We start from the raw sequence: 25966 nt of genomic DNA, 5'->3' as shown, positions 1-25966 counted from the left end.
ATGGCGCGTGCCGGGATGTCGTCCAGCAAGGCCCGTGGAGTATCAAGCGGTCCAACGACCGAAGATTGGGGGCGAATAGTCGATTCCTTGCATAAAATAAAGGGAAATCGTCAGAGGGCGACAAGCTGGACCAGCGACATGTCCAAATTGGCGACCCCGTGTAGGTAGGCGATTGATGTTCCGTCCGCCAAAAGATGGAGCCCGCCATCGTCGGTCATTGTCGTCAGTTCGGGCAAAGTTCCCTCGTAACCGATGACAATGACGTCCTCCTCAGTCATATCATCGATGTCGACTTCGGTCGTGGAACGCGACAGGAGGGCAAAGATGTCCGCACCTGTACCGCCGTTCAGATTATCGCCGTCACCGCCCAAGAGGACATCGTTGCCTGCCCCGCCATTTAGGTAGTCGCGGGTTTGGAAGTCCGTCTCTCGGCCGTTCAGGATATCGTCGCCTGAACCACCGTGGAGCACATCAGACCCCGATCCACCGTCCATCACATCATTCCCGAGCGAGCCAAGGAGCGAATCGTTTCCATCGCCGCCCGCCATCAGGTCGTCACCATCGCCGCCAATGATCTGATCGTCGCCGGTTCCGCCCAGAACTGTGTCAGTGCCAATGCTGCCAAAGAGGCTGTCATCCCCTGCGTCGCCCAGCACAGTGTCATCACCTGCGCCGCCGATCACCTCGTCATCGTCATTGCCACCTGACAGGATATCGTCGCCACCGCGCCCGTCGATGAAATCTGCGCCATTTCCCCCCGATATTTCGTCGATATCTTCGCCGCCCAGCAGGATGTCGTCCGCATCAGATGTGACGGGGATAAGGGCCGCGCCCATGGCGGCAATGCTCATCAAACCGAGTAGCCAGAACATTTGAATCCTCATCCACAACAGAACATGCCGCGACCATAAAGCAGTTCGGCCTAGGCTGAGAGGATTCTCGGGTTAACTGGTTAACCGACCCAGAGTTCGGGTTGGCGATCGTAGCCAATATAGAGTGGGTGTTTGGGGTGGCCTGATTTGGTGACACCTAATGAATACAGGGGTTTTCCGACAGCACGCAGTAATGTTTCAACCTGCTTGCCTCTATCCAGATGATCACCGTGGGCACCCCAAGCGCAGATGATCTGATCGCCGTCGCGGATCCAGTCACGTGCAGAGTTTTCGATGGCCCCGTCATTCAGAGGGCCCACGGGATCGGCCGCCGCGCGCATCTTTTTCGGGTCCGTGTCCCGCCACGCAAAGATGTTTGTGACCCTAAATGCGCCAAAGCCGAGCGCACGGGCACGACGTTCGCAGCGTTCGACGGTGGGATCGTTCTGAACTTCGGTCGCGGTCGATGGGTTGAGCATGACAAATAGGGCACGCCGACCTGATGGATTCCACTCGCGCGTGAGGTGATAACGGTATTTTTCACAATCCGAATAGGTTGCAACTGACGCTGCATCGCCTTTGAGATGCCTTTTTTCGATCATGTTCCGACATAAATTGACCCAAATTTTCGCTACTATGATGAGGAACTCGCCGGATTGGAAGCGAGATAGGAAACGAATCGAGAGGCAGACCGATGGACTGGGGAAGCTTATTGACCTTTGCCACGCTAGGCGTGGGCGCCGCTGTTGATTTCACGTCAGGCGGTAAAGATGCCGATGTGTCGGCAGAGGATGACCATCTTCATGACGAAGACGGTTTTGACGATGTGGCGACAGCTTCGCTGGACCCATTGTTTGATGACGCGGCAGACGAAGATGACGGTTATTACGCCGTAGCGGATTTCTATCCGACGATTGATCCGCAGACGGCGATTTTGCCTTGGGGCGATCCCGAGGTGGATGGCGATTTCGACGATAGCGACTTTACGCTAGGACTTGCGGCTTAACGAACAAAGACGCGGGCGGGATGGATTTCGCCTGCTTTGAAGACGCCGACAGCGACCGCTTCGCCATCAAAACTTGCCCAACATTCTTCGCCGTATTCGACGTCGTGCGCTATCACGACGGCAGGGTTCCCGTTGCGCAGTTTTGCGAGGCTTTCGGGCGGGCAGCGGACTTCGGCGATGTCGGCGAGGCCTTGTTCGAGCGGGCGAAGATAGCTGTCTAGCTCTGTCTGTTTTGCCAATTCTTCTAGTTTTTCCAGAGACATACCCTCTTCGGCGGTGAAGGGGCCTGACCAGATGCGGCGCAGGTGATGGACGTGGCCGAAGCATCCGAGTGCCTCACCCAGATCACGCGCGATGGACCGCACATAACCGCCCTTGCCGCAGGTCATTTCTAGGACGACGTGGTCAGCATCGGGGCGGTCAACCATCAGCAGCTCTTCGACCCAGAGGGGGCGGGCTGCGATTTCGAACTCTTCGTCATCGCGGGCCAGTTTGTACGCACGCTGACCGTCGATTTTCACGGCAGAGAATTTCGGCGGGACCTGCATGATTTCACCGAGGAAACCACCCAAGGCACCTTTGATCTCGTCATCGGTGGGACGTTGATCCGAAGATTTGATGATCTCACCCTCTGCATCATCGGTATTCGTCGCAGCGCCGAGGGTCACGGTAAACTCATACGCTTTGAGCGCGTCGGTGATGTAGGGGATCGTTTTTGTCGCCTCGCCCAGCGCAACAGCCAAGACGCCAGTCGCTTCGGGGTCGAGCGTCCCAGCGTGTCCCGCCTTTTTCGCACCAAAGGCCCAACGGACCTTATTCACGACGGCAGTCGAGGTGATACCGGCGGGTTTATCAATCACCAGCCAGCCGGAAATATCGCGACCTTTGCGTTTGCCCATGTTCACCTCCGTCGTGTCGGGTTGCGCCCACTATCGCTCATAGGCCTAGGGGTCAACCATAGGCTATGGGGCGACTACGCCAACTATTGGTCCCATGCGTACGCCATTTGCGGTCCGGCCAAGCTGCGGCGCGAAGAGGCGAGATACCCTACCATCAAGGTATAGCGCGTTCTTTGTCTGCAGTACGTCGCGGAAGAATTCACCCATCTCCCAAAAAGTTACTGGTCGGTTAGAAATTGCAAAATAAGCGGTTCCGTCGGCACCGATGCCAACGCCATTCCGAAAGTTGCGGGATTTGCTATCGCGCAGGAAACGCGGGTGGAGGGCACCGTCAATCACCAACATGGGGCCAGATTGGGTGGCGTAGGTGCAGTCGGGAGCCTCGGTTTCAAAGCGAAGCGTTTCGATAACGCGGGCGCTGTTTTCGGTGATGCAGAGCACGCCATTGGGCAGCATTCCGAAGTTCCCCGGACCTGAGTTCGTTACCAGCCGCATGGTTTGGATGCCGTCCTCAACATAGAGGCCGACGGGGCTGCGGTCTTCGTGATACATGCCCGCGTTCATCGCAAAGGACAGTGGGCCTACGTCCGCTTCGACTGCGGAAAAGCTGCCGTAGACTGCGCCGTTGTCATCGCTGTGAAACAGCCGAAGGTCTTCTGTCGCGGGGTCGACCGCGCAGACGGTGAAATCACCAGCGTCGGTGCAAATGACCGCCTTTGCAGGTCCGCACAGGATGCAGAGCAGGGCGATTAGCCCACGCATCGCGGTCATTCTTCTTCGTCGGAGCGGTCCAGATCGCGACGCACGTGTTCATCAGCGAACATGCGGCGCGTGTCATCCATGCGGTCGAAAGTCTCGTCGAGTTCGAACTTGATCTGAGGCGCGAACTTGAGCGTGATGCCGCGTGTGACCAGATGGCGGATCTCTGCCGTATTACGGCGGAGCGCCTGCAGACACAGCTCTTTATCCTTGCCGCCGAGCGGAAGGACGTAAGCTGTCGCTGTTTTCAGATCGTTGGAAACACGCACTTCGCCAACGGTAATCGACATGCGCCCGAGTTCGGGGTCATGCACGTCGCCACGGGCGAGCACTTCGGATAGGGAGCGACGAACAACTTCGCCAACGCGCAATTGGCGTTGGGAGGGTCCGGCACCTTCATGTGAACGGTTCTTTGCCATATTGCTCATGTAAGCCTGTTGTCGGCCCTTGCCAAGCAGGGCTTTGGGGGGCAAGCAGGGGTGCACGCAGGAATAAACGCACGCAAAGGACGCCGATATGACAGATTTACCAGGTATTGTGATCACCGGAGCTTCGGGCCGCATGGGTCAGATGTTGATCAAAACCGTGGTCGAATCGGACAAAGCGCGTCTTGTGGGTGCGATTGAACGGGCAGGCCATGCATGGGTTGGTCAGGATGTTGGCACGGCTATGGGTGGCGCTGCGTTGGGCGTGATTGTCACGGATGATACGGCTGCCGCGTTTGCAAATGCTGATGCTGTCATTGATTTTACCGCGCCCGTTGCGACGATTTCCTTTGCCCAAGAAGCAGCGAAAGCAGGCGTTGTGCATGTGATCGGCACCACAGGTTTCGAGGATGAACATTTGGCCGAGGTTGCGGCTGCGGCCTCTAAGACGCCGATCATTCGTGCAGGGAATATGTCGTTGGGTGTGAACCTTCTGACCGTACTCGCTAAGAAAGTTGCTGCGGCCTTGGATGATGATTTCGACATCGAGATCATCGAGGCGCATCACAACAGGAAAGTGGATGCTCCGTCAGGGACTGCGCTGATGTTGGGTGAAGCTGCTGCCGAAGGGCGCGGGGTGTCGCTCAAGGACGTGCGCGATTCGGGGCGTGACGGGATTACGGGTGCGCGCAACAAAGGCGACATCGGTTTTGCGGTCGTTCGTGGCGGCGATATCGTTGGCGAACACGACGTGATGTTCGCCGCTGCCGGAGAACGGATCGTGCTGCGCCACATCGCAACGGATCGCGCTGTTTTCGCCCGTGGTGCTCTCAAGGCTGCGCTTTGGGGGCAGGGCAAACCTGCTGGCGAATATTCGATGATTGACGTTCTGGGCCTTTAATACAGGCCGATCAGAAGTCGATCGCGATTCCTTTTTTTTCCCAATCGCCAAAGCGCACGGCCTCTGGGCCGTCGCGTCCGCCGAGTTCGGTGGGCAGGTGCAACGGCTTTGCAGCTTTGCGGCGTTCTTCGGCTTCGGCCAATGCGCGGAGTGCTGCGGGCGGTAGGTCTTTTTGATCAGTCATGGGCTTTCCTTGTCCCTGTGGTTCCTCTGATATAGTCGGGGTTATCTTTTCGGCCAAGAGGACGCCATGACACAGACCGGCATTGCCCCGCGCCTAGCTGCGCATAGACTGCTAAACGCCGTGACCGAAGATGGTCGTCTATTGTCCGAAGTGACAGCGCACCACTTGGCCAAGCTCGAACCCGAAGATCGCGCCCGCGCCCAGCGGTTGGTTGTCGATACCCTGCGCGGATTGGGGCGTGTGGATCGGGTTTTGAAACCCCATTTGCGGAAAATGCCGCCTTTGTCGGTGCAAAACGCGCTGCGGTTGGCGTCCTTTGAATTGCTGACAGGTGCTGCTGGTCATGGCGTTGTGAACGCATATGTCGAAATCGTTGGTAAGGATCGCAAGACGGTTGGCCTTAAGGGGCTGGTGAACGCCGTGCTGCGCAAGGTCGCTGCCGAAAGGTCGGATAACTGGGGCAAGCTGCCCGTTCCGCAACTGCCGAAATGGCTGCGCGTTCCGTTGATCGAGGCATGGGGCAACAAGGCCGTGATGGCGATGGAGCACGTGCAGATGCGTGGCGCGCCACTCGACATCACTGTTAAAACCGATCCCGAGGCCGTCGCGACCGCATTGGGTGGAGAAGTGCTGCCAACAGGATCCGTGCGTCTGTCTGATGGCGGGCAGGTCTCTGCCTTGGCTGGTTTTGATGCTGGCGACTGGTGGGTTCAGGACGCGGCAGCGGCGATCCCTGTTAAGGTATTGGCCCCGAAAGCGGGGGAAACCATCCTCGACCTTTGTGCGGCCCCCGGTGGTAAGACGATGCAATTGGCTGCAGCTGGCGCTGAGGTCACGGCGCTGGACGTATCGGAATCGCGGATGGCACGGGTGCAGGAAAACCTGACGCGCACAGGTCTGACGGCCAAGATCGTCGTTGCGGACGCCTTTGCGTTTGACGAGGGCGGTTTTGATGCGGTTCTGCTAGACGCGCCGTGTTCTGCAACGGGCACAATCCGTCGGCACCCTGACCTGCCTCATGCGAAAAACGGGAGCGAGTTTGGGGCTCTGATCGACCAACAGGTTGGTCTGATCGATCACGCGTTGTCGCTGGTGAAACCGGGTGGGCGATTGGTTTACTGCACCTGCAGCCTTTTGCCAGATGAGGGTGAAGTTCAGATCGAAGAGCTGCTCGAGCGTCATCCTGACCTGACCATCGACCGTGATGCGCTGTTGATCGAGGGTGTGGACCCCGAATGGATCACCGAAGAAGGCGGCCTGCGTCTGCGTCCAGACTACTGGGCGGACAAGGGCGGTATGGACGGATTTTACCTTGCAGTTGTGCGAAAGCCTGCGTGACACACGTTGCTTTGGCAGCTAACATCCGCGACAAAACAATGACGCGGACACCGCAGACCGAGGCAGACCTGATTTGGCCCAACCAACGACACGGCGTGGGAAATATACCCATTTCATGAACCGCTTTCAGGCGCGGTTGGCTGGCCGTAAGCGGTTGCCAACGGGCTTCGTGTCGCAGCCAGAACCGCAGTCGATTGGTCTCTTCGCCAAAGGCCGTCAGCTCTGTGCTGGTAACTTCTTATTCGCGGGTCAGTTGGTCGAAGCACCCGACACGTCGATTTGGGATATCGCCACCGAAGAGTCGCCGATTGCGCCGTTGTTGCATGGCTGTGCGTGGTTGGATGATCTTGCTGCGGTTGGGGATCACAAGGCCCGCACCAAAGCGCAAGATTGGGTGTTTGAATGGATCGACCGTTACGGGCGAGGTCGCGGGCCAGGTTGGACGCCTGACCTCACGGGGCGGCGTCTGATCCGGTGGATCAACCACGGCTTTTTCATTATGCGGTCGCGAGAAAAGGTCGATATCGACAAATATTTGACCAGCCTCGCGCGACAGACGTTGTTCCTTTCGCGGCGTTGGAAATCCACGCTCCCCGGTTTGCCGCGGTTCGAAGCGCTGTCTGGTATGATCTACGCGGGCCTCTCGCTCGAAGGAATGTCGTCGCATGTTGCGCCCGCCTTGGCTGCGTTGTCGCGGGACTGTCGGGATCAGATCGACGCTGAAGGCGGTGTTCCGACACGCAATCCCGAGGAGCTTTTGGATGTTCTGACGCTTTTGTGTTGGGTCGTTCAGGCTCTTGAGGAAAGTGAACGTCCCGTTCCTGAAACCATCACCGCCGCGATCAATCGGATTGCACCAACCCTGCGTGCGATGCGTCATGCGGACGGTGGGTTGGCACGGTTCCATGGTGGGGGACGTGGAATTGATGGGCGGCTTGACTATGCGCTGGGCGCATCGGGGAATAAGGACCTGCCCGATCACAGCCGACATATGGGGTATGGCCGACTGGCGGCTGGGCGCACGACGGTTGTGATTGATGCGGCCCCGCCTCCTACAGGTCAGGCGAGTTATGATGCACACGCATCGACCTGTGCGTTCGAACTGACCTCTGGACGTCGTCCTGTTGTGGTGTCCTGTGGGTCTGGCCGAAATTTTGGCACGGATTGGCGGCGGTTTGGTCGTGCAACGGCGAGCCATTCGACGCTCTCTCTCGCAGGATATTCGTCGTCCCGTCTGGGTGCGCCAAGCCGATTGAACGGCATCCGCCATGAGCTGTTGGTGGATACGCCCGACCTTGTTCCTGCCGAATATTCGACGACGCAGTTCGGCACTCGATATGAAGTCGCCCATAATGGCTACCAGATGACCCATGGTTTGACCCATGCGCGGACGCTGGATTTGTCGGTCGAAGGGCGGGATCTATCGGGCGAAGACCTGCTGACCACGCTGAGTGACGCCGACAAACTGCGGTTTGACCGTGCGATGGAGCGTGATGCGGGGGGGATTCCTTTTGGCTTGCGGTTCCATCTGCATCCCGAGGTCGAGGCCTCCTTGGATATGGGGGGCACGGCTGTGTCGCTGACGCTCAAGAGTGGCGAGATTTGGGTGTTTCGTCACGATGGATCGGCTGAAATGCGGCTTGAACCGTCAGTTTTCCTAGAAAATGGCCGACTAAAGCCCCGTGCGACACAACAAGTGGTTTTATCTGGGCGCGCGATGTCCTATGCGACGCGCGTTCGCTGGACTTTGGCAAAGGCGCACGAGACACCAAACGCGGTGCGTGATTATGCCATGGACGATCCGGCAGGGCTGGAAAACGACTGAACCGGAGAAAACGATGACCGACCTTTACCCCGTGCGCCGTGCGCTGCTTTCTGTATCCGATAAAACCGGATTGATCGAACTGGGGCAGGCGCTTGCTGCTCGTGGTGTCGAGTTGTTGTCGACTGGTGGGTCGGCGAAAACCCTGCGTGATGCTGGTCTGACGGTCAAAGACGTCGCCGACATCACAGGTTTCCCCGAGATGATGGACGGTCGTGTAAAGACCCTGCACCCGAATGTGCATGGTGGCCTTCTCGCCCTGCGTGACAATGCGGATCACGTTAAGGCGATGGAAGAGCACAACATTGGTGGCATCGATCTGTTGGTCGTGAACCTCTACCCGTTCGAAGCTGCTCTGGCCCGTGGCGCGGACTACGAAGAGATGATCGAGAACATCGATATCGGTGGCCCTGCGATGATCCGTGCCTCTGCGAAGAACCACGGTTTTGTTGCGACTGTCGTGGATGTTGAAGATTACGCTGCCCTGTTGGCAGAACTAGACGCAAACGACGGTCAGACCACTTATGCGTTCCGCCAGCGTTTGGCGCAGATCGCTTATGCACGCACTGGCGCCTATGACGCTGCCGTATCGAACTGGATGGCCAATGCAATTGGCGAGGACGCTCCACGCCGTCGCGTTGTTGCTGGCGAGATCAAGCAAACTCTGCGCTATGGCGAAAACCCGCACCAGAGCGCGGCGTTCTACGTTGATGGCACAGCGCGCCACGGTGTTGCGACTGCCGTTCAGCATCAGGGCAAAGAGCTGTCCTATAACAACATCAACGACACCGACGCGGCCTATGAACTGGTTGCTGAGTTTGAGCCGGCCAAGACTGCTGCCGTTGCGATCATCAAGCACGCAAACCCTTGTGGCGTTGCCCAAGGCGCGACCCTGATCGAAGCTTACCAAAAAGCATTCGATTGCGATCGCACCTCGGCGTTTGGTGGCATTGTTGCGCTGAACCAGCCGCTCGACGCTAAAACCGCGCAAGCGATCACTGAAATCTTTACCGAAGTTGTCATTGCGCCAGGTGCATCGGACGAAGCGAAGGCGATCTTTGCCGCTAAGAAAAACCTGCGCCTCCTGACTACGGAAGGTCTGCCCAATGTCCTCGACGCATCGTTCACCGTGCGTCAGGTCGCTGGCGGTATGCTGGTGCAAGACAAAGACGCGGGCTTTATCGGTATGGACGACCTGAAGGTCGTGACGAAAAAGGCACCGACCGACGAACAGATGGCGGACCTTCTGTTCGCGTGGAAAGTCGGCAAGCACGTTAAGTCCAACGCAATTGTTTACGTCAAAGATGGCGCAACGGTTGGCGTTGGTGCGGGCCAGATGAGCCGCGTCGACTCTGCCCTGATCGCGGCAAAGAAAGCTGAACGTATGGCGGATGTTCTGGGTCTTCCCGCACCGCTGACCATCGGTTCTGCTGTTGCCTCTGACGCATTCTTCCCGTTCCCTGACGGTCTGATGGAAGCCGCTGCTGCTGGCGCGACCTGCGTGATCCAGCCGGGTGGTTCGATGCGCGATGATGAAGTGATCGCAGCCGCAGACGAGGCGGGCCTCGCGATGGTCTTCACCGGCATGCGCCACTTCCGTCACTGATGACTGGGCGCGCAACACGTAACGGATTCCGGCTCGTTTTTTGGGCCGGATTCTGGACCTTCCTCTTAGATCAGATCTCCAAATTTTTGGTGGTTCACGTTCTTGGCCTGCGGGTGCTCGAACGGATCGAGGTTTTGCCGCCGTTCATCGAATTCCGGATGGCGTGGAACCCCGGCGTGAATTTCGGACTCTTTGCTGGGTTGGATATGCGCTGGGCGTTGATTGCGCTGGCGATTGGTATCTCGGGCTTTGTCCTCTGGTGGTTAAAGCGTGAAGGCGGCAATCGCTGGACGTATCTGTCAGCAGGTCTGTTGATCGGTGGCGCGATTGGCAACGTCGTCGATCGGGTTCTCTACGGTGCGGTGGCAGATTTCCTGAATATGTCCTGCTGTGGCTTTGAAAATCCCTATGCGTTTAACGTTGCAGATATCGCGATTTTTGTAGGTGCTTTGGGGCTTGTGATCTTTACTGGAGAGCGGAAGCCCGCCAAGCCGCAGAAATAGACCCCGTGACGAGCGCCTCATCCTGCGCTAAACACAAGGCGAAATCCGGAGGGTATCAAATGCGTGGATTACTACTGGCCCTATGTGCGGCGCTGACGTTGTCGGCCTGTGGCGGCGGTGAGCGCACCCTGCACCGGACCAGTCTGACGGATGGATCGCCTGATGAATTCGGCGTTCAACCCACGCGCACTTTGGAAATCCCGCAGTCGATGAACCTGTTGCCCACCCCGACTCCTGGCGGTGTGAACCTCGCGGATGCAGATCCTCAAGCGGATGCCATCGCGGTTCTGGGCGGATCTGTGACGGGCGGCGTTGGCGGTGATGCAGCTCTCATGGCGCAAGTGTCCCGTTTCGGTGTTGATCCTTCGATCCGTTCTGTTTTGGCGGATGAAGATGCTGCGTTCCGCAAACGTCGCACCAATTTGTCTCTGTTCCGCATCTTTAATCGTGATCGCTATTTCCAAGCGTATCGTGGCCAATCTCTGGATGCCTATGCAGAGCTAGAGCGGTTCCGCTCCTTGGGCGCTGCAGTGCCCTCTGCTCCCCCAGCTAACTGACAGTAACAACTGCGTTTCCCCGTCTTGCGGTGGCTGCCCTGTGGGGTAGGTTCAACGAGACCCTGTTGGAGGATGCGTATGTTCCGAACTCTGTTTGCTGCCCTGTCCCTTTTGGCCATGCCTGCCATCGCCGAAGAGGTGACGACCTTTACCCTCGATAACGGGATGGATGTGGTGGTCATCGAAGACCATCGAGCTCCTGTCGTTGTGCATATGGTTTGGTATCGGCGGGGCTCTGCGGATGAACCGTTGGGGCAATCGGGCGTCGCGCATTTCTTGGAACACCTGCTGTTTAAGGCGACCGACAACATGGCGTCGGGTGAACTGTCCGAGGTCGTCGCGGCGAATGGTGGGTCGGACAACGCGTTCACGAGTTATGATTATACCGCATATTATCAACGGGTTGCGGCGGATCGATTGCCGTTGATGATGGAGATGGAAGCTGATCGGATGGTTAATCTCCGGCTGACGCCAGCGGACATTGCCACTGAACGCGACGTGATCCTCGAAGAACGAAATATGCGGGTCGAGAACAACCCGACCGCCTTGGCGCGTGAACAAATGATGGCCGCGCAGTATTTGAACCATCGATACGGTGTTCCTGTGATCGGTTGGAAGCACGAGATGGAGAGCCTCGAGCTAGAGGACGCGCTTTCGTTTTACGACCTCTACTATAGCCCCAATAATGCCGTTCTAGTCGTCGCTGGTGATGTCGATCCTGCCGAAGTCCGCATCCTAGCCGATCAGTATTATGGCGTCATCCCGCCCGAGGAAAACTTGCCCGAACGGCTACGTGCCGAAGAACCACCGCAGACCGCTGCCCGTCGATTAACCTTTGTCGATCCGCGTGTGTCGCAACCCTATTTGGCACGCAGTTATCTGGCCCCTGAACGGGATAGCGGTGATCAACAGAGAGCCGCTGCGCTAGTTTATTTGGCGGAAATGTTGGGTGGATCACCGTTTTCTTCTGCTCTTGGAGTGGCGCTCCAATTTGATACGCAGCTCGCTGTTTATACTGGTGCTGGCTACGATGCCGATAAATTGGATGATACCACATTTTCGCTAAGCGTGGCCCCAGCTGAGGGCGTCGCTCTATCCGAAGTAGAGGCTGCAATGGATGCTGCGATCGCAGAGTTTCTTGCCTCGGAGATTGACGCGGCTCGGCTTGAAAGCATTCGCACTCAACTTCGCGCGGGGCAGATTTACGCACGTGATAACGTTGAAGGACTGGCCAATCGATACGGCGCCGCACTGTCCCAAGGGTTAACCGTTCAAGACGTTCAGGATTGGCCAGCCGTACTAGAGGCCGTAACCGCCGATGACATCAAAGCGGTCGCAGCAGAGGTTTTGGACACCAAGAGGTCCGTCACAATGTGGGTTGCGGCTAGCGAAGGAGAGCTCAAATGATCCGCTTTATCGCTGCTTTTGTATTCGGTTTCACTGCTATTGCTGCCCGTGCTGACGTTGCCATTCAGGAACTCACAACGCCATCGGGTATCAATGTTTGGCTCGTAGAAGAGCATTCTATTCCCTTTGTGGCGCTTGAGGTAAACTTTGTCGGCGGCACGGCCTTGGATGAGACAGGAAAGCGTGGCGCGACAAACCTGATGATGGCCCTGATCGAAGAAGGTTCGGGCGACATGACTGCCCAGCAGTTTCAAGCGGCGCGGGAGGCATTGGCCGCAACCTACGAATTTGATTCTTACGACGACGGCGTGACGATTTCGGCTAAGTTCCTAACTGAAAATCGTGATCAGGCGGTCGCACTTTTGGCTCAGGCGATCAATCAGCCGCGGTTCGATCAAGACGCCATAGATCGTGTGCGGGGACAGGTTTTGGCCAATATCGCGTCCAGTGCTAAGAACCCAAATCGGATCGCTGGAGAGGCATTCTACAGCGCTGCGTTTGGCGATCATCCTTATGGCTCGGACGACAGCGGAACTGTTGAGACGGTCAATGCGCTGACCCAAGACGACATGTTCACAGCCCACCGGAATGCGTTGGTACGGTCGCGTGCTTATGTGTCTGTCGTTGGCGATATTGATGCAGAGGCCGTTGGTCCGATGGTTGATCAGCTTTTGGCAGGGTTGCCAGAAGATGGCCCGGCGTTGCCAGATCACGTCGACTTTGGTCTCAAGGGTGGGGTGACGGTGGTGCCGTTCGATACGCCGCAATCTGTTGCGCTGTTTGGTCAGGCGGGTCTAAAGCGCGATGATGAGGATTTCTTTGCCGCATATATCCTGAACACCATTCTAGGAGGGAACGGCCCCCAGTCGATCCTGATGGAAGAGGTGCGCGAAAAACGCGGGCTGACCTACGGGATTTATTCCTATTTGGTCCCTAAGGATCACGCCGAAATGTGGCTCGGTTCTGTTGCGTCAGCGAACGATCGGATGGCCGAAACGTTGGATGTCGTCATGGATCAGTGGGCGCGCGTTGCGACCGTGGGTGTCTCTCAAGAAGAGCTCGATGCCGCAAAGACCTACCTGACGGGGGAGTATCCGCTTCGTTTTGACAGCAATCAAGCGATCGCGGGAATTATGGTTGGGATGCAGGTCGAGGGGCTTCCGGTCGATTATGTGATCCATCGGAATGACTATATTAACGCGGTGACCTTGGAGGATGTGAACCGCGTGGCGCGTGAAATTCTCGACCCCGAAGCCCTGCATTTCGTGGTCGTCGGTCAGCCTGTCGGGTTGGAAACGACAGAGTAATGTTCACGAAATACCCCTGTTAGAATCGTGTGGGGCCGTGCTAAACCTTGTGGCATGGCCTTATCTGACCCCAATATACCCGAAACCCGTCCGCATATCCGACAATTGGACGATGCTGCGATTAACAGAATCGCGGCGGGTGAGGTGGTCGAACGCCCAGCCTCTGCCGTCAAAGAGTTGGTCGAGAACTCTATCGACGCGGGATCGCGTCGGATCGAGGTCGTGATTGCTGATGGTGGTAAGACGCTGATCCGTGTGACGGACGATGGCTGGGGTATTCCATCGGATGAATTGCCTTTGGCCCTGTCGCGTCATGCGACCTCGAAAATCGATGGCTCCGATCTGCTGAACATCAACTCCTTCGGGTTTCGTGGCGAGGCGCTGCCGTCGTTGGGTGCGGTTGGTCGTTTGTCGATCACCTCTCGCGTTGCGGGGGCCGAGGCCGCGACGATTACGGTCGCGGGTGGGCGGATTGAGGCGGTCAAACCCGCCGCGCTGTCGGCGGGCACCGTCGTCGAGCTGCGGGATTTGTTTTATGCGACCCCTGCGCGACTGAAATTCCTGCGGACCGATCGGGCAGAAATGCAGGCGATCACGGATGTCGTGAAGCGTTTGGCGATGGCTGAACCCTATGTGAGCTTTTCGTTAATCGACGCGTCGAATGGGGATCGGCGTGAAGTATTCCGCGCGGATTCGGAACAAGGCGAGATGTTCGATGCGCTGAACGGTCGTCTTGCAGCGGTGTTGGGCCGTGAATTCGCCGACAACGCATTGCCGATTGATGCAGAGCGGGATGGGTTTCACCTGACGGGCTATGCGGCGTTGCCGACCTATTCTCGTGGCTCTGCCGTCGCGCAGTTTCTGTTTGTTAATGGTCGCCCTGTTCGGGACAAGCTTTTGGTGGGCGCTCTGCGTGGTGCCTACATGGATTTCTTGAGCCGTGATCGTCATCCTGCGGCGGCACTGTTTGTCGATTGTGATCCGACACTGGTCGATGTGAACGTCCATCCCGCAAAGTCCGAGGTGCGTTTTCGTGAACCCGGCATTGTTCGGGGATTGATCGTGTCTGGGCTGCGCCACGCGCTTGCAAATGCAGGGCATAGGGCATCGACGACTGTAGCTGTGGATACGCTTGGGGCGATGCGCCCAGAGATGCCACAGAGGCCGATGTATCAGATGGATCGACCGTCCTATGGCGCGCGTGCGATGACATATCAGATGCAAGCCCCTGCACCGCAATCGATGGGCTTTGCGGAAATGGCGGCACCCTCGGCTCGGTTCGAAGAGGTGACTGAGGACGAGGTGAAACCGCTCGAGTCATTGCCTCTGGGTGCGGCGCGAGCGCAGGTGCATGAGAACTACATCATCGCGCAGACCGAAACGGGCATGGTCATCGTGGACCAGCACGCAGCCCACGAACGGCTTGTCTATGAAAAGCTGAAACGACAGATGGCGGAAAACGGTGTTGCGGCGCAGGCGCTCCTGATCCCAGAGATCGTAGAGATGTCGTCGGGCGATGCAGCGCGATTGCTGGAGATTGCTGACGACTTGGCTCGGCTTGGCCTTACGCTCGAGCCATTTGGTGGTGGGGCGATTTGTGTGCGCGAAACACCTGCGATCTTGGGCGAGGTGAACGCGAAAGCCATGTTGATGGATATCTTGGATGAGCTTGCCGATTTGGGCGATAGCCAAGCGGTTCAAGCCAAGATCGAGGCCATCCTATCGCGTGTTGCCTGCCACGGGTCGATCCGATCTGGGCGTCGTATGCGGGCGGAAGAGATGAACGCGCTTCTGCGCGAGATGGAGGCGACGCCTCATTCCGGTCAATGCAACCACGGTCGCCCGACATATGTGGAATTGCGGCTGACCGATATTGAACATTTGTTTGGACGGACCTGATGACGATTGACCTGAATGATCCTCTGACCTTGATCGCAATTGTTGGTGCGGGTTTTGCGCTGATCCTAGTGATCCTGCTGATGATGGTTGTGAAGCGTGCGGGGCAGTCGACGCAGATGGCGCAGATCGTTGCAAGCCAAATGGGTGGCGTGACGCAGCGCGTACAGATGCTGTCGGACGGTCAGCAGCAGTTGTTTGGCGGCCTTACATCGGTGACCGAGGCGCAGGCGCAGTCGCAGGCTAATATGCTCAAGCTGATGGAGCAGCGGTTGCAGAACGTGACCGAGATGATGAACCGCAATTTGACGACCAGCGCGAAGACTACGGCGGCGTCACTTGGCGAACTACAGCAGCGGTTAAAGACCATCGACAAGGCCCAAGAGAACATCACCAAACTGTCCGGCGATGTGCTGAGTCTTCAGGACATTCTGTCGAACAAACAGACACGCGGCGCGTTCGGTGAAATCCAGCTGCATGACATCGTGTCCAAGGCTTTGCCCTCGGATAGCTACAGCCTTCAGCATACTCTATCGAACGGCAAACGGGCCGACTGTCTGATTCACTTGCCGAACCCTCCGGGGCCGATTGTGATCGACAGTAAGTTCCCATTGGAGGCCTATGAGGCGCTCCGCCGTGCGAAGTCAGATTACGAGCTGAACGACGCTGCGCGTTTGATGCGGACAGCGGTGCGTACCCACATTAAGGCGATCAGTGAGAAGTACATCATCGAGGGTGAAACAGCGGACGGCGCGTTGATGTTCCTGCCGTCCGAGGCCGTCTATGCCGAACTCCACGCCAACTTTAGTGAGTTGGTGCGCGAGGGGTTCAATGCGCGGGTTTGGATCGTCTCCCCGACGACCTGCATGGCGACCCTCAACACGATGCGCGCGATTTTGAAGGATGCGCGGATGCGCGAACAGGCTGGGGCCATTCGCAAGGAACTGGCCCTGCTCTATACGGACGTTGATCGTCTGGGCACGCGAGTTGAAAACCTCGACCGTCATTTCGGGATGGCGGCTAAGGATATCGCAGAGATCAAAATCAGTGCGGATAAGGCGGGGCGCCGTGCGCAACGTCTCGATAACTTTGATTTCGAAGAATTGGCACCCGACGCTGATCCCGCCGTGGTGCCGCTGTCCGTGCCTAAATCTTAACGAACCGCTGCGCGATCCGCGGCAGGAACGAATTGAACTTTAGCGGTGCATCGGTCGCGGCAAGGCAAATGCATGCTTCGCCTTCTTCTGCGATCGGCGTGTGGTTCAAGTCCTCGTTTGCGACTTCAACATCACCTACGCCAAAACGATCGGATTCGTCTTTAAACGCGCCCTGCAGGACCAGCGTCAGTTCTAGGCCGCGATGCCCATGATCGGGCACGGCGACACCGCCTGGAATATGCAGCAGGCGCACAGTCGCACCACCGTCAGACGCTAGGATCATTTGACGGACGCCGCCGCCAACGGGCCGCCAGCGCACGTCATCTTTGTCACCGCCAACGTAGTCTTGGAGCGGGGCAGGGAAGATACCCTTGGCGTAGCGTTTCCGCGGGGCTTCGGGCATGTTCGCGATCAGCGCCATCGTCGCGGCGAAGGCGTCGTTTGACATGGAAACTGACCCTGCGGACATCATGACCTCGCCGCCCACGGCTTCGAATTCACCGAGGCGAGAACGGCACTCATCACAGAGAGACACGTGGGTTGCGACCACGAGGCTGAAGGCTTCGGGAAGGGTGCCAGCGGCGTAGCCCATCAAAAGCTGGTCGGTTAGGTGATGCTTAATTTCAGCCATGTCTTACCTCATCGTGTGGCGCAAGCGGTCCAGCGCCAATCGGATACGGGATTTGATCGTGCCAAGCGGCAGTCCGGTCTGTTCCGCAATCTCAGAATGGCTGAGATCGCCGAAATAGGCCTTTTGGATCAACTCTCGTTGCTTCTCAGGCAGGGCTGCTATCGCCTCACCTAGTTTGTTGGTTTCTTCCTGAAGGACGAGCACCTCTTCCTGATCGGGTTCGGCGTCTGGTCCCCAAGCGAGATCTTCTGGTTCGGGGCGTCGGGCGCGCCGGATCATGTCGATCTGGCGGTTCCGCGCGATGGTAAAAATCCATGTCGCAACACTCGCCCGTGCTGGGTCGAACAATGCGGCTTTGCGCCAGATGGTCGCCATGACCTCTTGGGCGCATTCCTCTGCGACGTCCGCTGACGCGCCTGACCGCATCAGAAACCCTTTAACCCGCGGCGCGAAATGCGCGAACAGGCGCGCAAACGCTGCCTGATCCTGCGTATCGCGGACCGCGTAAATCTCGTCGAGCCATTCGGCCCGAGCGGGGGTCTTCTGTTCGGTCACGCGCGACGTTTCCTTTGGTTTCGATCCAACTGTCTTGGACCAACCATAGCTGTACGGCTGGACAGGTCTATCTGAATCGAGTGTTTGGGTCTGCGTGAACATAAAGATGTTACGCCGCAAAGCGCGTTCTGGATCACCTCGCGAAAGAGTTTCATCCAAAAACCTGTTTGGACCGTAACACCAATAACCAAGTTCGGAGATATCGATGCCATTTGAAAGCCTAACCCCCGCCCCAAGAACTATCGCAGTCATCGGCGGGGGTATTTCCGGCATGGGTGCAGCCTATAACCTCGCTCAACATCATCGCGTCGTATTGCTCGAGGCAGAGGCATCAATCGGCGGGCACGCACGCACTCGTCCAGCCGGCCGCGACGGTGCCGATCTCGTGGATACCGGTTTTATCGTGTTCAACTACGCGAACTATCCGCATCTGACGGCATTGTTCGATGAACTGGACGTGCCAGTAGTGAAGTCCGACATGAGTTTTGGTGCGTCAATTGACGGCGGACGTTTTGAATACGGGCTAAAGAACCTGTCGGCGATTTTTGCGCAGAAGAAGAACGCGCTGAACCCGCGGTACCTTCGCATGATCAGCGACATCTTTAGGTTCAACAGCCGTGCCCTGAGCATTGCGAAGTCTGACCAGACAATGACTGTCGGCGGAATGCTCGACAAACTCGGCGTCGGGTCGTGGTTTGCGGAACGGTATATCCTGCCACTGTCGGGCGCCATTTGGTCAACACCCGTCGAGAAAATCATGGAATTCCCTGCCTACGCCATGATGCAGTTCTTCGAAAATCACGCGTTGCTTAGCCATACAGGTCAGCATCAATGGTACACGGTTGAGGGCGGGTCGCGGTCGTATGTTACTCGGCTCGAGGCGCAAATGCGTGCGCGTGGCGTTGAGATCCGTACTGGAGCCTATGTCGATGCAGTGCGTCGAACGGTGGGTGGTGTCGAGGTGAAGTTGTTCGGCGCAGATTGGGAGGCCTTCGACGACGTTGTCTTTGCGACCCACTCCGACGATAGCCTGCGCATGTTGGTCGATCCGCGTGCCCACGAAACGGCAGCGCTTTCGAAAATGGCGTATCAGCCGAACCGCGTTGTTCTGCACTCCGACGCATCTATCATGCCGCGCCATAAATCGGTTTGGTCGTCGTGGAACTACACCGAAGTTACTGGCCGCACAGATGAGCCGATTGATTTGACCTATTGGCTGAACTCGCTGCAATCGTGGTTAACGGGCGACGACTATTTTGTGACGCTCAATTCGAACCGAACGATCCGCGAAGATTTGATCTGGGACGAGGTGACACTGCGCCACCCTGTTTATGACCTTGGCGCGCTGGAAGCCCAGAAAGAGGTCGCAGCATTTAACGGCACCGATAACACATGGTTCTGTGGCGCTTGGATGAAAAACGGTTTCCACGAGGATGGTCTCTCCAGCGCTTTGGACGTCGTCGCGGGTATCAATACAGCAACCAACGTTCGAGTGGCGGCGGAATGATCCCTGTAGACTACATCGAAGGGCAGACCTTTCATGGGCGGCGTGGCGCGATCCGAAACGCATTTCGCTACTCCATCGACTATGTGCTGCTGGACATGGATGTCGAGGTGAGTGCGCCGTGGGGCTTTGCTCGAAATTCAGCGCGGCCTTGGTCCGTACGTGATGTAGACCATGGGGGGGCGCCCAAGCAGGGGCAGGGTGTTGCATGGGTACGCAGCGTTCTGGATGTGCACGGGATCGGACAGATGGGCCGTATCCAGCTTCTGACCCAACCACGCGCTTTGGGCTACGTCTTTAATCCTGTCAGCTTTTGGCTCTGCCATGATCGCGATGGTGTTCTGCGTGTCGTGATCGCCGAGGTGAACAACACCTTCGGTGATCGGCATTCGTATCTGTGTCACCACGATGACCTTGCGCCGCTAAATCGAAATGGTTGGGTCACAGCGCAGAAGATTTTCCATGTGTCACCGTTTCAGACGATTTCGGGCGGCTACAGGTTCCGGTTCGATATCACCCTCAGCGCCGTCGATATCGTCATCGAATTTGGAGACGGTGCTGACGGTGGAGTTGTTGCGACCCTAAGCGGCCCTCGCCGTTCGCTGCGAAATCGGGACATCGCGCAGGCTTATCTTCGTCGTCCATTGGGGTCGTTGCGTGTGATGGGGCTCATCCTTTGGCAGGCGATGAAGCTCCGAAGCAAAGGTGCCAAATATCGTGATCGCCCCGTTCCACCCGTTCAAGACGTCAGCCGTTAGGAGGTAGGTTATGGTTCAGTTTTTTCTAGGCATCTGCGTCGCCTTTGCCGTTGTTCTACTGATCAGTGCGCGGTTCGGGTTTACAGCGCAGAAGGTTGAGGATTATCCCTCGGGCCGTCCGATCGACATACGTACAGATTTGAACGGAAAGATGCTGTGCAGTGGTGTGATTTATGGTCCGTTTGGGCGTGTTGCATCGCGGTTTTTTGGTCAGTTCAACGCATCATGGGACGGAAATTCCGGCGAAATGACAGAGGAATTCCAGTATGATAGCGGTGCTACGCAGCTTCGCCATTGGGATCTGAAGGTTGCGGAAGATGGCACCATCACCGCGACTGCCCCTGATGTGATTGGCACAGCGACGGGTCGTCAGGCGGGCTCTGCCATCGTGCTGAACTACAAGATCAAACTGACCGAGGATGCGGGGGGGCATGTCCTGTCTGTGACGGATTGGATGTATACGTCGCCGTCAGGTGAGCTGGTGAACAGGTCGCAATTTCGAAAGTTCGGTATCAAGGTCGGAGAACTCATCGCGACGATGCGTCGGGTGTAAAGATGCGGGACTGGGCTGGCAAAACCTATTGGCTGATCGGCGCAAGCGAAGGACTGGGTCGGGCACTCGCGGAAATTATGTCCGATGCGGGTGCGGATTTGATCCTGTCGGCGCGTTCAGAAGAGCGACTTCAGGACGTATCTGTTGGCCTGTCACGGCCTGCGCGGATAGTGCCAGTCGATGTGTATGACACCGAAAACGTTCGCGCCGCTGCGGCCTCAATCGGTCCAGTTGACGGCGTGGTGTTCCTCGCGGGCGTCTACTGGCCGATGGCCGCGACCGAATGGAACGCGGATGATGCGGAAACCATGGTTGACGTGAACCTTATGGGGGCGATGCGCGTTTTGGGCGCGACCGTTCCCGACATGGTGCAGCGTAATGAGGGCCATATCGTTCTCACTGGATCTCTATCTGGGTTTCGTGGCTTGCCAGGCGCGATCGGTTATTCGGCCTCAAAGGCTGGAATTATTTCGTTGGCCGAAACTATGAAGTCCGACCTCAAGCGAACTGGGGTAGAAGTTCAGGTGGTGAACCCAGGCTTTATTCGTACCCGACTGACCGACAAGAACACGTTCAACATGCCGTTCATTATGTCGCCCGAAGACGCGGCGCTCGTGATGTTCGACCATATGAATAGCCGGAAGTTCAAACGCAGCTTTCCGACATTGTTTTCGTGGTTTTTCCGAGCGTCACAGCTGATGCCTGATTGGCTTTATTTCCGAATATTCTGATTTGCGACAGATCAAAGCCACGGTCGGCTAATCGGCACAAAGTTACTGCTATCCATGCGAACGGGAGGCAGCGATGCACATTACATCTGACAAAGTCGCCGAGGTGATCATCCTTGCGCGTGAACTTGATCGAGGCGAGGCCGAGTTTGACGGCTTTGTCGGTCGTCTGAACGAGGAAGAGCAAGCGGCGCTTGTGGCGATCTTCTGGATTGGCCGCGGCAGCTTTGAACCCGAAGAATATGCCGAAGCCTATAAGACCGCCATTTCCGAGGCCAGCGCACCAACCGAAGATTACCTTAAAGGGTCGCCACACCTCGCTGACCACTTGGAGAGCGGGTTAGAGGCATTGGGGATCGATAGTTCGGACGCCGAAGATGATCTCTATCGCGGTGGCTGAAAGTTAATTTCCAGCGTTTTGTAAATCGCGCAGAATCAGGTCGATGAGCGACTTGGCTTGTTCGTCCGACATCACAGGGCCAGCGGGTTCGCCGCTGGGCGCGGTCATTGGCAACGGGAGCGGGATCATCCCATCCAACACGCGGGTCATGGTTTCGTGCCAAACCTCTGCGGGTAGACCGCCACCCGTTACGCCAGACAGTGGTGTATTGTTGTCATACCCCATCCACACACCAGTCACGTAGTCAGCCGTAAAGCCAATGAACCACGCATCGCGTGCGCCTTGGGTCGTGCCGGATTTACCGGCGATTTGCCAGCCGTCGATTCTCGCCCGCTGACCAGTGCCTTGTTCGATAACCTGATGCATCATCCACGTCAGTTGCGCGGCGCTTTCGTCGCGAATGACGCGTTCGCCAATGCCGCCGCCAGCGCCCATGAGGGGCACAGAGGGATTGCGGCGTAGGCTTAGTTCGACGAGGCCATAGGGCGCGACCGAAGAGCCGCCGTTCAAGATGCCCGCGTAGGCCCCGGTCATTTCGACCAGCGTTGATTCGGACACGCCGAGCGCGAGGGCCGGACCGTCGGCAAGGTCAGAGCTAATGCCGAACCCAGTTGCCACGCTTTGCACTGCATCACGGCCAACACTTTCTGAAAGAAGGATCGCAGGGATGTTTCGGCTTTCATAAAGCGCTTGGGTCAGCGTGATCGGACCTTTGAACTCACGGTCATAGTTCTGCGGACACCATTCGCCAGACCCCACGATATTCATGCACAGCGGATCGTCGTTAATGATCTCCATCGGACTGTGGCCGAGTTCGAGGGCGGCCGCATAGACGAAGGGTTTAAATAGCGACCCCGTTTGACGCAGGGCCTGTGTCGCTCGGTTGAACGCACCGCCCGATGTAGTTTGGCGACCGCCTACCATTGCGCGGACCGCACCGTCAGATGACATGACGACGATTGCGGCTTGGGCCTCAGAGCCTTTGCGGACTTTGTTTTCGAATACCCAATCTAGCGCGCCTTCGGCGGCCCGCTGGATGCGCGGATCAAACGTCGTTTTAATGATGACGTCTTCGGTGGTGTCATCGGTGAAATAGGATGGACCTGTGTCCATCACCCAGTCCGCATAATAGCCACCTTGCCGCGCATGGGCGTTCTCAGCCAGCTGCGCCGGATTGGCGAGTGCGTCTTGGGCTTGCGCCTCGGTGATGTATCCCTGATCGGCCATGAGGCGGACAACGACGCTTGCACGATCCCAGCTCCGTTGAAGGTTGGACGTTGGCGCATAGGACGATGGCGCTTTGAGCAGGCCAGCAAGGAGTGCTGCTTGGGCCGGGCTTACTTGCGCCGACGAAATGCTGAAATACCGTTGGCTCGCGGCCTCAAAGCCACGAGTACCCGCGCCCAGATATGCGCGGTTGAGGTAGATCGTGAGGATTTCGTCCTTTGTATAGCGGACTTCCATCGCCATCGCGTAGATCGCTTCGGTGACTTTGCGCCACAGGGTGGAACGACGGCAGTCAGCTTCATATGCCGCTTCGTTCGCCCATTTCGCGGAATCGAACGGTTGGCCTTGGCACAACAGTTTGGCGGTCTGCTGGGTGATCGTAGAACCACCCGACCCAGAGAGTGCACCATTGCCGTCCTGAAGGTTGGAGCGGATCGCGCCTGCTATCCCGCGCGGAGAGATGCCAAAGTGGCTGTAAAACCGTTTGTCCTCAGTTGCGACGACGGCGTTGCGCAAATTCGGTGAAACCGAGTCAGCGGTGATTGCGCCTGCGAATTGGTCACCGCGCCATGCGAACTGTTGCCCATTCACGTCGAGCATTGTGACGGAGCCCCGCGCGCGGCCATCGATCAAGGACTCTGCGCTAGGCAATTTGGACGAGGTATAAAGGACAGCGATTGCGATGATCAGGCTAACGATCGCAGTGCCGCGCCAGAAAATGCTCCAGATCAGGCGAAACACGAACCCAAAGAATGCACCAATGAACCCCAGCGGCCCCTTCTTCTTGCGAGGCTGCTTGGCAGGCTTTTTCTTCGGCTCAGGTTTAGGCGCCGCAGCCTTTTGGGGTGCAGTTGCGTTCGAATAGCGATTCTCGGCAACCAGCGTTGGGCGTTTGCGTCCCGATCCGCTCATTTTCTGCTCTTTCGTTATGCCTCAGGCCAATTCTAACTGCCTTGAGGGGAAATGTTGAGGGACAAGAATCGCCAATGTTGCGTTTTCTTTAAGCCTATTTTTTAATCAAGTCGCACAATTTGTATAATTTTTGGGCACAAACTCATTAATGTGGCATCCCGTTTAGTCCCAGATTGCTTGAGAAAAGGGCATCTAACCCGCTGAGTGTGACTGCGCGATCCGGATTGGGGTCGTTCGAGATAACTCGTAAGGGGAAGAACGTGAAACTCATTATCGCAACTATCAAGCCGTTCAAGCTGGAGGAGGTCCGCGAAGCTGTGACCGCCGCTGGCGTTCGCGGAATGATGGTGACCGAAATTAAGGGCTTTGGCTCCCAGTCCGGTCACACTGAAATCTACCGTGGTGCTGAATACGCAGTGAACTTTGTTCCGAAGGTCAAACTAGAGATCGTCGTGCCTGACAACATGGCTGACCAGATCGTTTCGACCATCGCATCGACTGCGAAGACCGACAAAATCGGCGACGGCAAAATCTTTGTTCTCGACGTCGAGAGCGCGCTGCGCGTGCGCACCGGCGAAACCAACGACGACGCTCTTTGACGCGATCGGATCAGGGGAAATTAAAATGAAACTGACTAAACTCCTCCCGGCTGCCGCGCTGATCGCGCTTCCAGCTATGGGCTTTGCCCAGGAAGAAGGTCCGGTAGCAGGTGTTGATGCCGCTTCCGATACCATCTTCATCCTTAACTCGCTTCTGTTCCTCGTTGGTGGTTTTCTGGTGTTCTGGATGGCTGCTGGCTTTGCGATGCTCGAAGCTGGCCTTGTGCGCACTAAGAACGTCGCAATGCAGCTGACCAAGAACGTCGCGCTCTTCTCTCTGGCAGCGATCTTCTACTACCTGATCGGCTACAACCTGATGTACCCGCTGGGCACATGGTCCATCGACGGCGTTCTGTCGGGCGTATGGTCGACTGCAGCACTCGAAGCTGTTGGCGTTGCTCGTGATGGTGCTGATGACTATGGCTATGCATCCACTGGTTCGGACTTCTTCTTCCAGCTGATGTTCTGTGCAACCACTGCGTCTATCGTTTCGGGTACCCTCGCCGAGCGTATCAAACTGTGGCCGTTCCTCGCCTTCACTGTTGTCCTGACTGCGATCATCTACCCGCTGCAGGCTTCGTGGAAATGGGGCGGTGGCTTCCTTGACGCAATGGGCTTCATGGACTTCGCAGGTTCGACCGTTGTTCACTCTGTAGGTGGTTGGGCTGCTCTTGCTGGTCTGCTGATCCTCGGTCCGCGTATTGGTAAATACAAAGACGGCCGCACTGTTCCGATGCCAGGTTCCAACCTGTCGCTGGCAACTCTGGGTACGTTCATCCTGTGGCTCGGTTGGTTCGGTTTCAACGGCGCTTCGCAGCTCGCTATGGGCACTGTGGGCGACGTGGCTGACATCTCCCGTATCTTTGCAAACACCAACGCAGCAGCAGCTGGCGGTTCGGTAGCGGCAATGATCCTGACCCAGCTTCTCTACAAAAAGGTCGACCTGACCATGGTTCTCAACGGCGCACTGGCTGGTCTGGTTTCGATCACCGCTGAACCGCTGACCCCGACCCTCGGCGCAGCAACTCTGATCGGTGCATTCGGTGGTCTTTTGGTAGTGTTCGTTGTTCCGCTGCTCGACAAGTTCAAGCTCGACGACGTGGTTGGTGCGATCCCTGTTCACCTCGTCTGCGGTATCTACGGCACCATCGCTGTAGCGTTCACCAACCCTGATGCATCCTTCGGCACTCAGCTCTATGGTATCTTGGTTGTCGGTATCTTCACCTTCGTCGTGTCCGGTATCGTTTGGTTCATCCTCAAAGCTGTCACCGGTATCCGCGTCAGCGAAGAAGACGAGATCAACGGCCTCGACATGGCTGAACTGGGTATGGAAGCTTACCCTGAGTTCTCGAAAGGCTGATCTCCCTTCCGATCAGTTTGACGACAAAGGCCCGGGCGTTCGCGCCCGGGTTTTCTTTTGCCTAAGGGTGCAAACGAAAACGCCCGCCGCAGATGCGACG

Annotated in this window: 27 protein-coding genes; 18 read left to right on the top strand and 9 right to left on the bottom strand. The window is 57.2% G+C overall.

Features of this window, described 5'->3' with window-relative positions:
• Nucleotides 1-110 precede the first annotated feature (110 nt).
• Entirely contained in the window at nt 111-872 is a 762-nt protein-coding gene (locus tag AC07ED_RS13920) for a calcium-binding protein (RefSeq protein WP_105234002.1), read from the bottom strand.
• A gap of 80 nt (nt 873-952) precedes the next feature.
• Nucleotides 953-1474 carry a DUF1643 domain-containing protein gene (locus AC07ED_RS13915; protein WP_105234003.1) on the bottom strand — a complete coding sequence of 174 codons (522 nt, stop codon included), beginning with the start codon at nt 1472-1474 and terminating at the stop codon, nt 953-955.
• Between the two features lie 92 nt (nt 1475-1566).
• On the opposite strand from AC07ED_RS13915, the gene AC07ED_RS13910 reads away from it, so the two are divergent.
• Nucleotides 1567-1878, top strand: coding sequence for a hypothetical protein (locus AC07ED_RS13910; protein ID WP_105234004.1), 312 nt, complete (start codon nt 1567-1569; stop codon nt 1876-1878).
• On the opposite strand, the gene truB is transcribed toward AC07ED_RS13910, so the two are convergent.
• The 3 genes from truB to rbfA form a co-directional block, all read right to left on the bottom strand.
• Nucleotides 1875-2777, bottom strand: coding sequence for a tRNA pseudouridine(55) synthase TruB (gene truB, locus AC07ED_RS13905; protein ID WP_105234005.1), 903 nt, complete (start codon nt 2775-2777; stop codon nt 1875-1877). The two genes, AC07ED_RS13910 and truB, sit on opposite strands and share 4 nt — an antisense overlap.
• A 63-nt stretch (nt 2778-2840) precedes the next feature.
• The gene (locus AC07ED_RS13900) at nt 2841-3539 is read right to left on the bottom strand and encodes a phosphodiester glycosidase family protein (protein WP_105236252.1); all 699 of its coding nucleotides are present in this window, start codon (nt 3537-3539) and stop codon (nt 2841-2843) included.
• A 5-nt stretch (nt 3540-3544) separates the two neighbouring features.
• Nucleotides 3545-3955: a 30S ribosome-binding factor RbfA gene (gene rbfA / locus AC07ED_RS13895; RefSeq protein WP_105236253.1), complete on the bottom strand. Its 411-nt coding sequence runs from the start codon at nt 3953-3955 to the stop codon at nt 3545-3547.
• 97 nt (nt 3956-4052) lie between these two features.
• Here rbfA and dapB point away from each other — a divergent pair, with 97 nt between their 5' ends.
• The gene (gene dapB, locus AC07ED_RS13890) at nt 4053-4862 is read left to right on the top strand and encodes a 4-hydroxy-tetrahydrodipicolinate reductase (protein WP_105234006.1); all 810 of its coding nucleotides are present in this window, start codon (nt 4053-4055) and stop codon (nt 4860-4862) included.
• A 10-nt stretch (nt 4863-4872) separates the two neighbouring features.
• On the opposite strand, the gene AC07ED_RS13885 is transcribed toward dapB, so the two are convergent.
• Complete coding sequence (locus AC07ED_RS13885; protein ID WP_105234007.1) at nt 4873-5046, bottom strand: DUF1674 domain-containing protein; 174 nt, start codon at nt 5044-5046, stop codon at nt 4873-4875.
• 66 nt (nt 5047-5112) lie between these two features.
• Here AC07ED_RS13885 and AC07ED_RS13880 point away from each other — a divergent pair, with 66 nt between their 5' ends.
• From AC07ED_RS13880 to AC07ED_RS13840, 9 genes are all read left to right on the top strand, one after another.
• Nucleotides 5113-6384, top strand: a complete 1272-nt coding sequence (locus tag AC07ED_RS13880) for an RsmB/NOP family class I SAM-dependent RNA methyltransferase (protein ID WP_105234008.1) — start codon at nt 5113-5115, stop codon at nt 6382-6384.
• A 115-nt stretch (nt 6385-6499) separates the two neighbouring features.
• Nucleotides 6500-8209: a heparinase II/III family protein gene (locus AC07ED_RS13875; RefSeq protein ID WP_105234009.1), complete on the top strand. Its 1710-nt coding sequence runs from the start codon at nt 6500-6502 to the stop codon at nt 8207-8209.
• 13 nt (nt 8210-8222) lie between these two features.
• Nucleotides 8223-9812: a bifunctional phosphoribosylaminoimidazolecarboxamide formyltransferase/IMP cyclohydrolase gene (gene purH, locus AC07ED_RS13870; RefSeq protein ID WP_105236254.1), complete on the top strand. Its 1590-nt coding sequence runs from the start codon at nt 8223-8225 to the stop codon at nt 9810-9812.
• Nucleotides 9812-10315, top strand: coding sequence for a signal peptidase II (lspA, locus tag AC07ED_RS13865; RefSeq protein WP_105234010.1), 504 nt, complete (start codon nt 9812-9814; stop codon nt 10313-10315). The genes purH and lspA overlap by 1 nt, the downstream gene beginning before the upstream one ends.
• A 59-nt stretch (nt 10316-10374) precedes the next feature.
• Nucleotides 10375-10872 (top strand): DUF3035 domain-containing protein, encoded by a 498-nt coding sequence (locus tag AC07ED_RS13860; protein WP_105234011.1) that lies wholly within the window; start codon nt 10375-10377, stop codon nt 10870-10872.
• Nucleotides 10873-10950: 78 nt separating this feature from the next.
• Nucleotides 10951-12279: a M16 family metallopeptidase gene (locus tag AC07ED_RS13855; protein ID WP_105234012.1), complete on the top strand. Its 1329-nt coding sequence runs from the start codon at nt 10951-10953 to the stop codon at nt 12277-12279.
• Entirely contained in the window at nt 12276-13586 is a 1311-nt protein-coding gene (locus tag AC07ED_RS13850) for a M16 family metallopeptidase (protein ID WP_105234013.1), read from the top strand. Before AC07ED_RS13855 ends, AC07ED_RS13850 begins: the two co-directional genes overlap by 4 nt.
• A gap of 54 nt (nt 13587-13640) precedes the next feature.
• A complete protein-coding gene (mutL, locus tag AC07ED_RS13845; protein ID WP_105234014.1) occupies nt 13641-15485 on the top strand; it encodes a DNA mismatch repair endonuclease MutL in 1845 nt (614 codons plus the stop codon).
• Complete coding sequence (locus AC07ED_RS13840) at nt 15485-16639, top strand: DNA recombination protein RmuC (protein ID WP_105234015.1); 1155 nt, start codon at nt 15485-15487, stop codon at nt 16637-16639. The genes mutL and AC07ED_RS13840 overlap by 1 nt, the downstream gene beginning before the upstream one ends.
• Here the strand turns inward: AC07ED_RS13840 and AC07ED_RS13835 are convergent.
• On the bottom strand, nt 16629-17270 hold the full coding sequence (locus tag AC07ED_RS13835; protein WP_105234016.1) for a ChrR family anti-sigma-E factor: 642 nt from the start codon (nt 17268-17270) through the stop codon (nt 16629-16631). The genes AC07ED_RS13840 and AC07ED_RS13835 overlap by 11 nt on opposite strands.
• A gap of 3 nt (nt 17271-17273) precedes the next feature.
• Nucleotides 17274-17927 (bottom strand): sigma-70 family RNA polymerase sigma factor, encoded by a 654-nt coding sequence (locus tag AC07ED_RS13830; RefSeq protein WP_105234017.1) that lies wholly within the window; start codon nt 17925-17927, stop codon nt 17274-17276.
• Between the two features lie 103 nt (nt 17928-18030).
• On the opposite strand from AC07ED_RS13830, the gene AC07ED_RS13825 reads away from it, so the two are divergent.
• The 5 genes from AC07ED_RS13825 (at nt 18031) to AC07ED_RS13805 (ending at nt 21768) form a co-directional block, all read left to right on the top strand.
• Entirely contained in the window at nt 18031-19332 is a 1302-nt protein-coding gene (locus tag AC07ED_RS13825) for an NAD(P)/FAD-dependent oxidoreductase (protein ID WP_105234018.1), read from the top strand.
• A complete protein-coding gene (locus AC07ED_RS13820) occupies nt 19329-20087 on the top strand; it encodes a DUF1365 domain-containing protein (protein ID WP_105234019.1) in 759 nt (252 codons plus the stop codon). Before AC07ED_RS13825 ends, AC07ED_RS13820 begins: the two co-directional genes overlap by 4 nt.
• Before the next feature lie 10 nt (nt 20088-20097).
• A complete protein-coding gene (locus tag AC07ED_RS13815; RefSeq protein WP_105234020.1) occupies nt 20098-20640 on the top strand; it encodes a DUF3833 family protein in 543 nt (180 codons plus the stop codon).
• A gap of 2 nt (nt 20641-20642) precedes the next feature.
• Nucleotides 20643-21371 (top strand): SDR family NAD(P)-dependent oxidoreductase, encoded by a 729-nt coding sequence (locus AC07ED_RS13810; protein WP_105234021.1) that lies wholly within the window; start codon nt 20643-20645, stop codon nt 21369-21371.
• A gap of 73 nt (nt 21372-21444) precedes the next feature.
• Nucleotides 21445-21768 carry a DUF3775 domain-containing protein gene (locus tag AC07ED_RS13805; RefSeq protein ID WP_105234022.1) on the top strand — a complete coding sequence of 108 codons (324 nt, stop codon included), beginning with the start codon at nt 21445-21447 and terminating at the stop codon, nt 21766-21768.
• A 3-nt stretch (nt 21769-21771) separates the two neighbouring features.
• Here the strand turns inward: AC07ED_RS13805 and AC07ED_RS13800 are convergent, their stop codons facing one another.
• Complete coding sequence (locus AC07ED_RS13800; protein ID WP_105234023.1) at nt 21772-23907, bottom strand: transglycosylase domain-containing protein; 2136 nt, start codon at nt 23905-23907, stop codon at nt 21772-21774.
• 260 nt (nt 23908-24167) lie between these two features.
• Between AC07ED_RS13800 and AC07ED_RS13795 the strand changes: the two genes are divergently transcribed.
• Together AC07ED_RS13795 and AC07ED_RS13790 are read left to right on the top strand one after the other, a co-directional pair.
• Nucleotides 24168-24506: a P-II family nitrogen regulator gene (locus AC07ED_RS13795; protein WP_067552058.1), complete on the top strand. Its 339-nt coding sequence runs from the start codon at nt 24168-24170 to the stop codon at nt 24504-24506.
• Nucleotides 24507-24531: 25 nt separating this feature from the next.
• Nucleotides 24532-25866, top strand: coding sequence for an ammonium transporter (locus AC07ED_RS13790; protein ID WP_105234024.1), 1335 nt, complete (start codon nt 24532-24534; stop codon nt 25864-25866).
• The last annotated feature ends 100 nt before the right edge of the window (nt 25867-25966 follow it).

The organism is Aestuarium zhoushanense (genome assembly GCF_056431045.1).
This window is presented reverse-complemented; position numbering and strand designations above follow the sequence as displayed.

Excerpts from the sequence above, each read along its gene's own strand:
- AC07ED_RS13885 (WP_105234007.1), bottom strand. The coding sequence starts at position 5,046 with ATGACTGATCAAAAAGACCTACCGCCCGCAGCACTCCGCGCATTGGCC.
- truB (WP_105234005.1), bottom strand. The coding sequence starts at position 2,777 with ATGGGCAAACGCAAAGGTCGCGATATTTCCGGCTGGCTGGTGATTGAT.
- mutL (WP_105234014.1), top strand. The coding sequence starts at position 13,641 with ATGGCCTTATCTGACCCCAATATACCCGAAACCCGTCCGCATATCCGA.
- purH (WP_105236254.1), top strand. The coding sequence starts at position 8,223 with ATGACCGACCTTTACCCCGTGCGCCGTGCGCTGCTTTCTGTATCCGAT.
- AC07ED_RS13910 (WP_105234004.1), top strand. The coding sequence starts at position 1,567 with ATGGACTGGGGAAGCTTATTGACCTTTGCCACGCTAGGCGTGGGCGCC.
- AC07ED_RS13810 (WP_105234021.1), top strand. The coding sequence starts at position 20,643 with ATGCGGGACTGGGCTGGCAAAACCTATTGGCTGATCGGCGCAAGCGAA.
- AC07ED_RS13805 (WP_105234022.1), top strand. The coding sequence starts at position 21,445 with ATGCACATTACATCTGACAAAGTCGCCGAGGTGATCATCCTTGCGCGT.
- AC07ED_RS13850 (WP_105234013.1), top strand. The coding sequence starts at position 12,276 with ATGATCCGCTTTATCGCTGCTTTTGTATTCGGTTTCACTGCTATTGCT.
- AC07ED_RS13830 (WP_105234017.1), bottom strand. The coding sequence starts at position 17,927 with ATGTTCACGCAGACCCAAACACTCGATTCAGATAGACCTGTCCAGCCG.
- AC07ED_RS13815 (WP_105234020.1), top strand. The coding sequence starts at position 20,098 with ATGGTTCAGTTTTTTCTAGGCATCTGCGTCGCCTTTGCCGTTGTTCTA.
- AC07ED_RS13915 (WP_105234003.1), bottom strand. The coding sequence starts at position 1,474 with ATGATCGAAAAAAGGCATCTCAAAGGCGATGCAGCGTCAGTTGCAACC.
- lspA (WP_105234010.1), top strand. The coding sequence starts at position 9,812 with ATGACTGGGCGCGCAACACGTAACGGATTCCGGCTCGTTTTTTGGGCC.
- dapB (WP_105234006.1), top strand. The coding sequence starts at position 4,053 with ATGACAGATTTACCAGGTATTGTGATCACCGGAGCTTCGGGCCGCATG.
- AC07ED_RS13790 (WP_105234024.1), top strand. The coding sequence starts at position 24,532 with ATGAAACTGACTAAACTCCTCCCGGCTGCCGCGCTGATCGCGCTTCCA.
- AC07ED_RS13875 (WP_105234009.1), top strand. The coding sequence starts at position 6,500 with ATGAACCGCTTTCAGGCGCGGTTGGCTGGCCGTAAGCGGTTGCCAACG.
- AC07ED_RS13835 (WP_105234016.1), bottom strand. The coding sequence starts at position 17,270 with ATGGCTGAAATTAAGCATCACCTAACCGACCAGCTTTTGATGGGCTAC.
- rbfA (WP_105236253.1), bottom strand. The coding sequence starts at position 3,955 with ATGGCAAAGAACCGTTCACATGAAGGTGCCGGACCCTCCCAACGCCAA.
- AC07ED_RS13840 (WP_105234015.1), top strand. The coding sequence starts at position 15,485 with ATGACGATTGACCTGAATGATCCTCTGACCTTGATCGCAATTGTTGGT.
- AC07ED_RS13860 (WP_105234011.1), top strand. The coding sequence starts at position 10,375 with ATGCGTGGATTACTACTGGCCCTATGTGCGGCGCTGACGTTGTCGGCC.
- AC07ED_RS13825 (WP_105234018.1), top strand. The coding sequence starts at position 18,031 with ATGCCATTTGAAAGCCTAACCCCCGCCCCAAGAACTATCGCAGTCATC.
- AC07ED_RS13800 (WP_105234023.1), bottom strand. The coding sequence starts at position 23,907 with ATGAGCGGATCGGGACGCAAACGCCCAACGCTGGTTGCCGAGAATCGC.
- AC07ED_RS13880 (WP_105234008.1), top strand. The coding sequence starts at position 5,113 with ATGACACAGACCGGCATTGCCCCGCGCCTAGCTGCGCATAGACTGCTA.
- AC07ED_RS13855 (WP_105234012.1), top strand. The coding sequence starts at position 10,951 with ATGTTCCGAACTCTGTTTGCTGCCCTGTCCCTTTTGGCCATGCCTGCC.
- AC07ED_RS13900 (WP_105236252.1), bottom strand. The coding sequence starts at position 3,539 with ATGCGTGGGCTAATCGCCCTGCTCTGCATCCTGTGCGGACCTGCAAAG.
- AC07ED_RS13820 (WP_105234019.1), top strand. The coding sequence starts at position 19,329 with ATGATCCCTGTAGACTACATCGAAGGGCAGACCTTTCATGGGCGGCGT.
- AC07ED_RS13920 (WP_105234002.1), bottom strand. The coding sequence starts at position 872 with ATGTTCTGGCTACTCGGTTTGATGAGCATTGCCGCCATGGGCGCGGCC.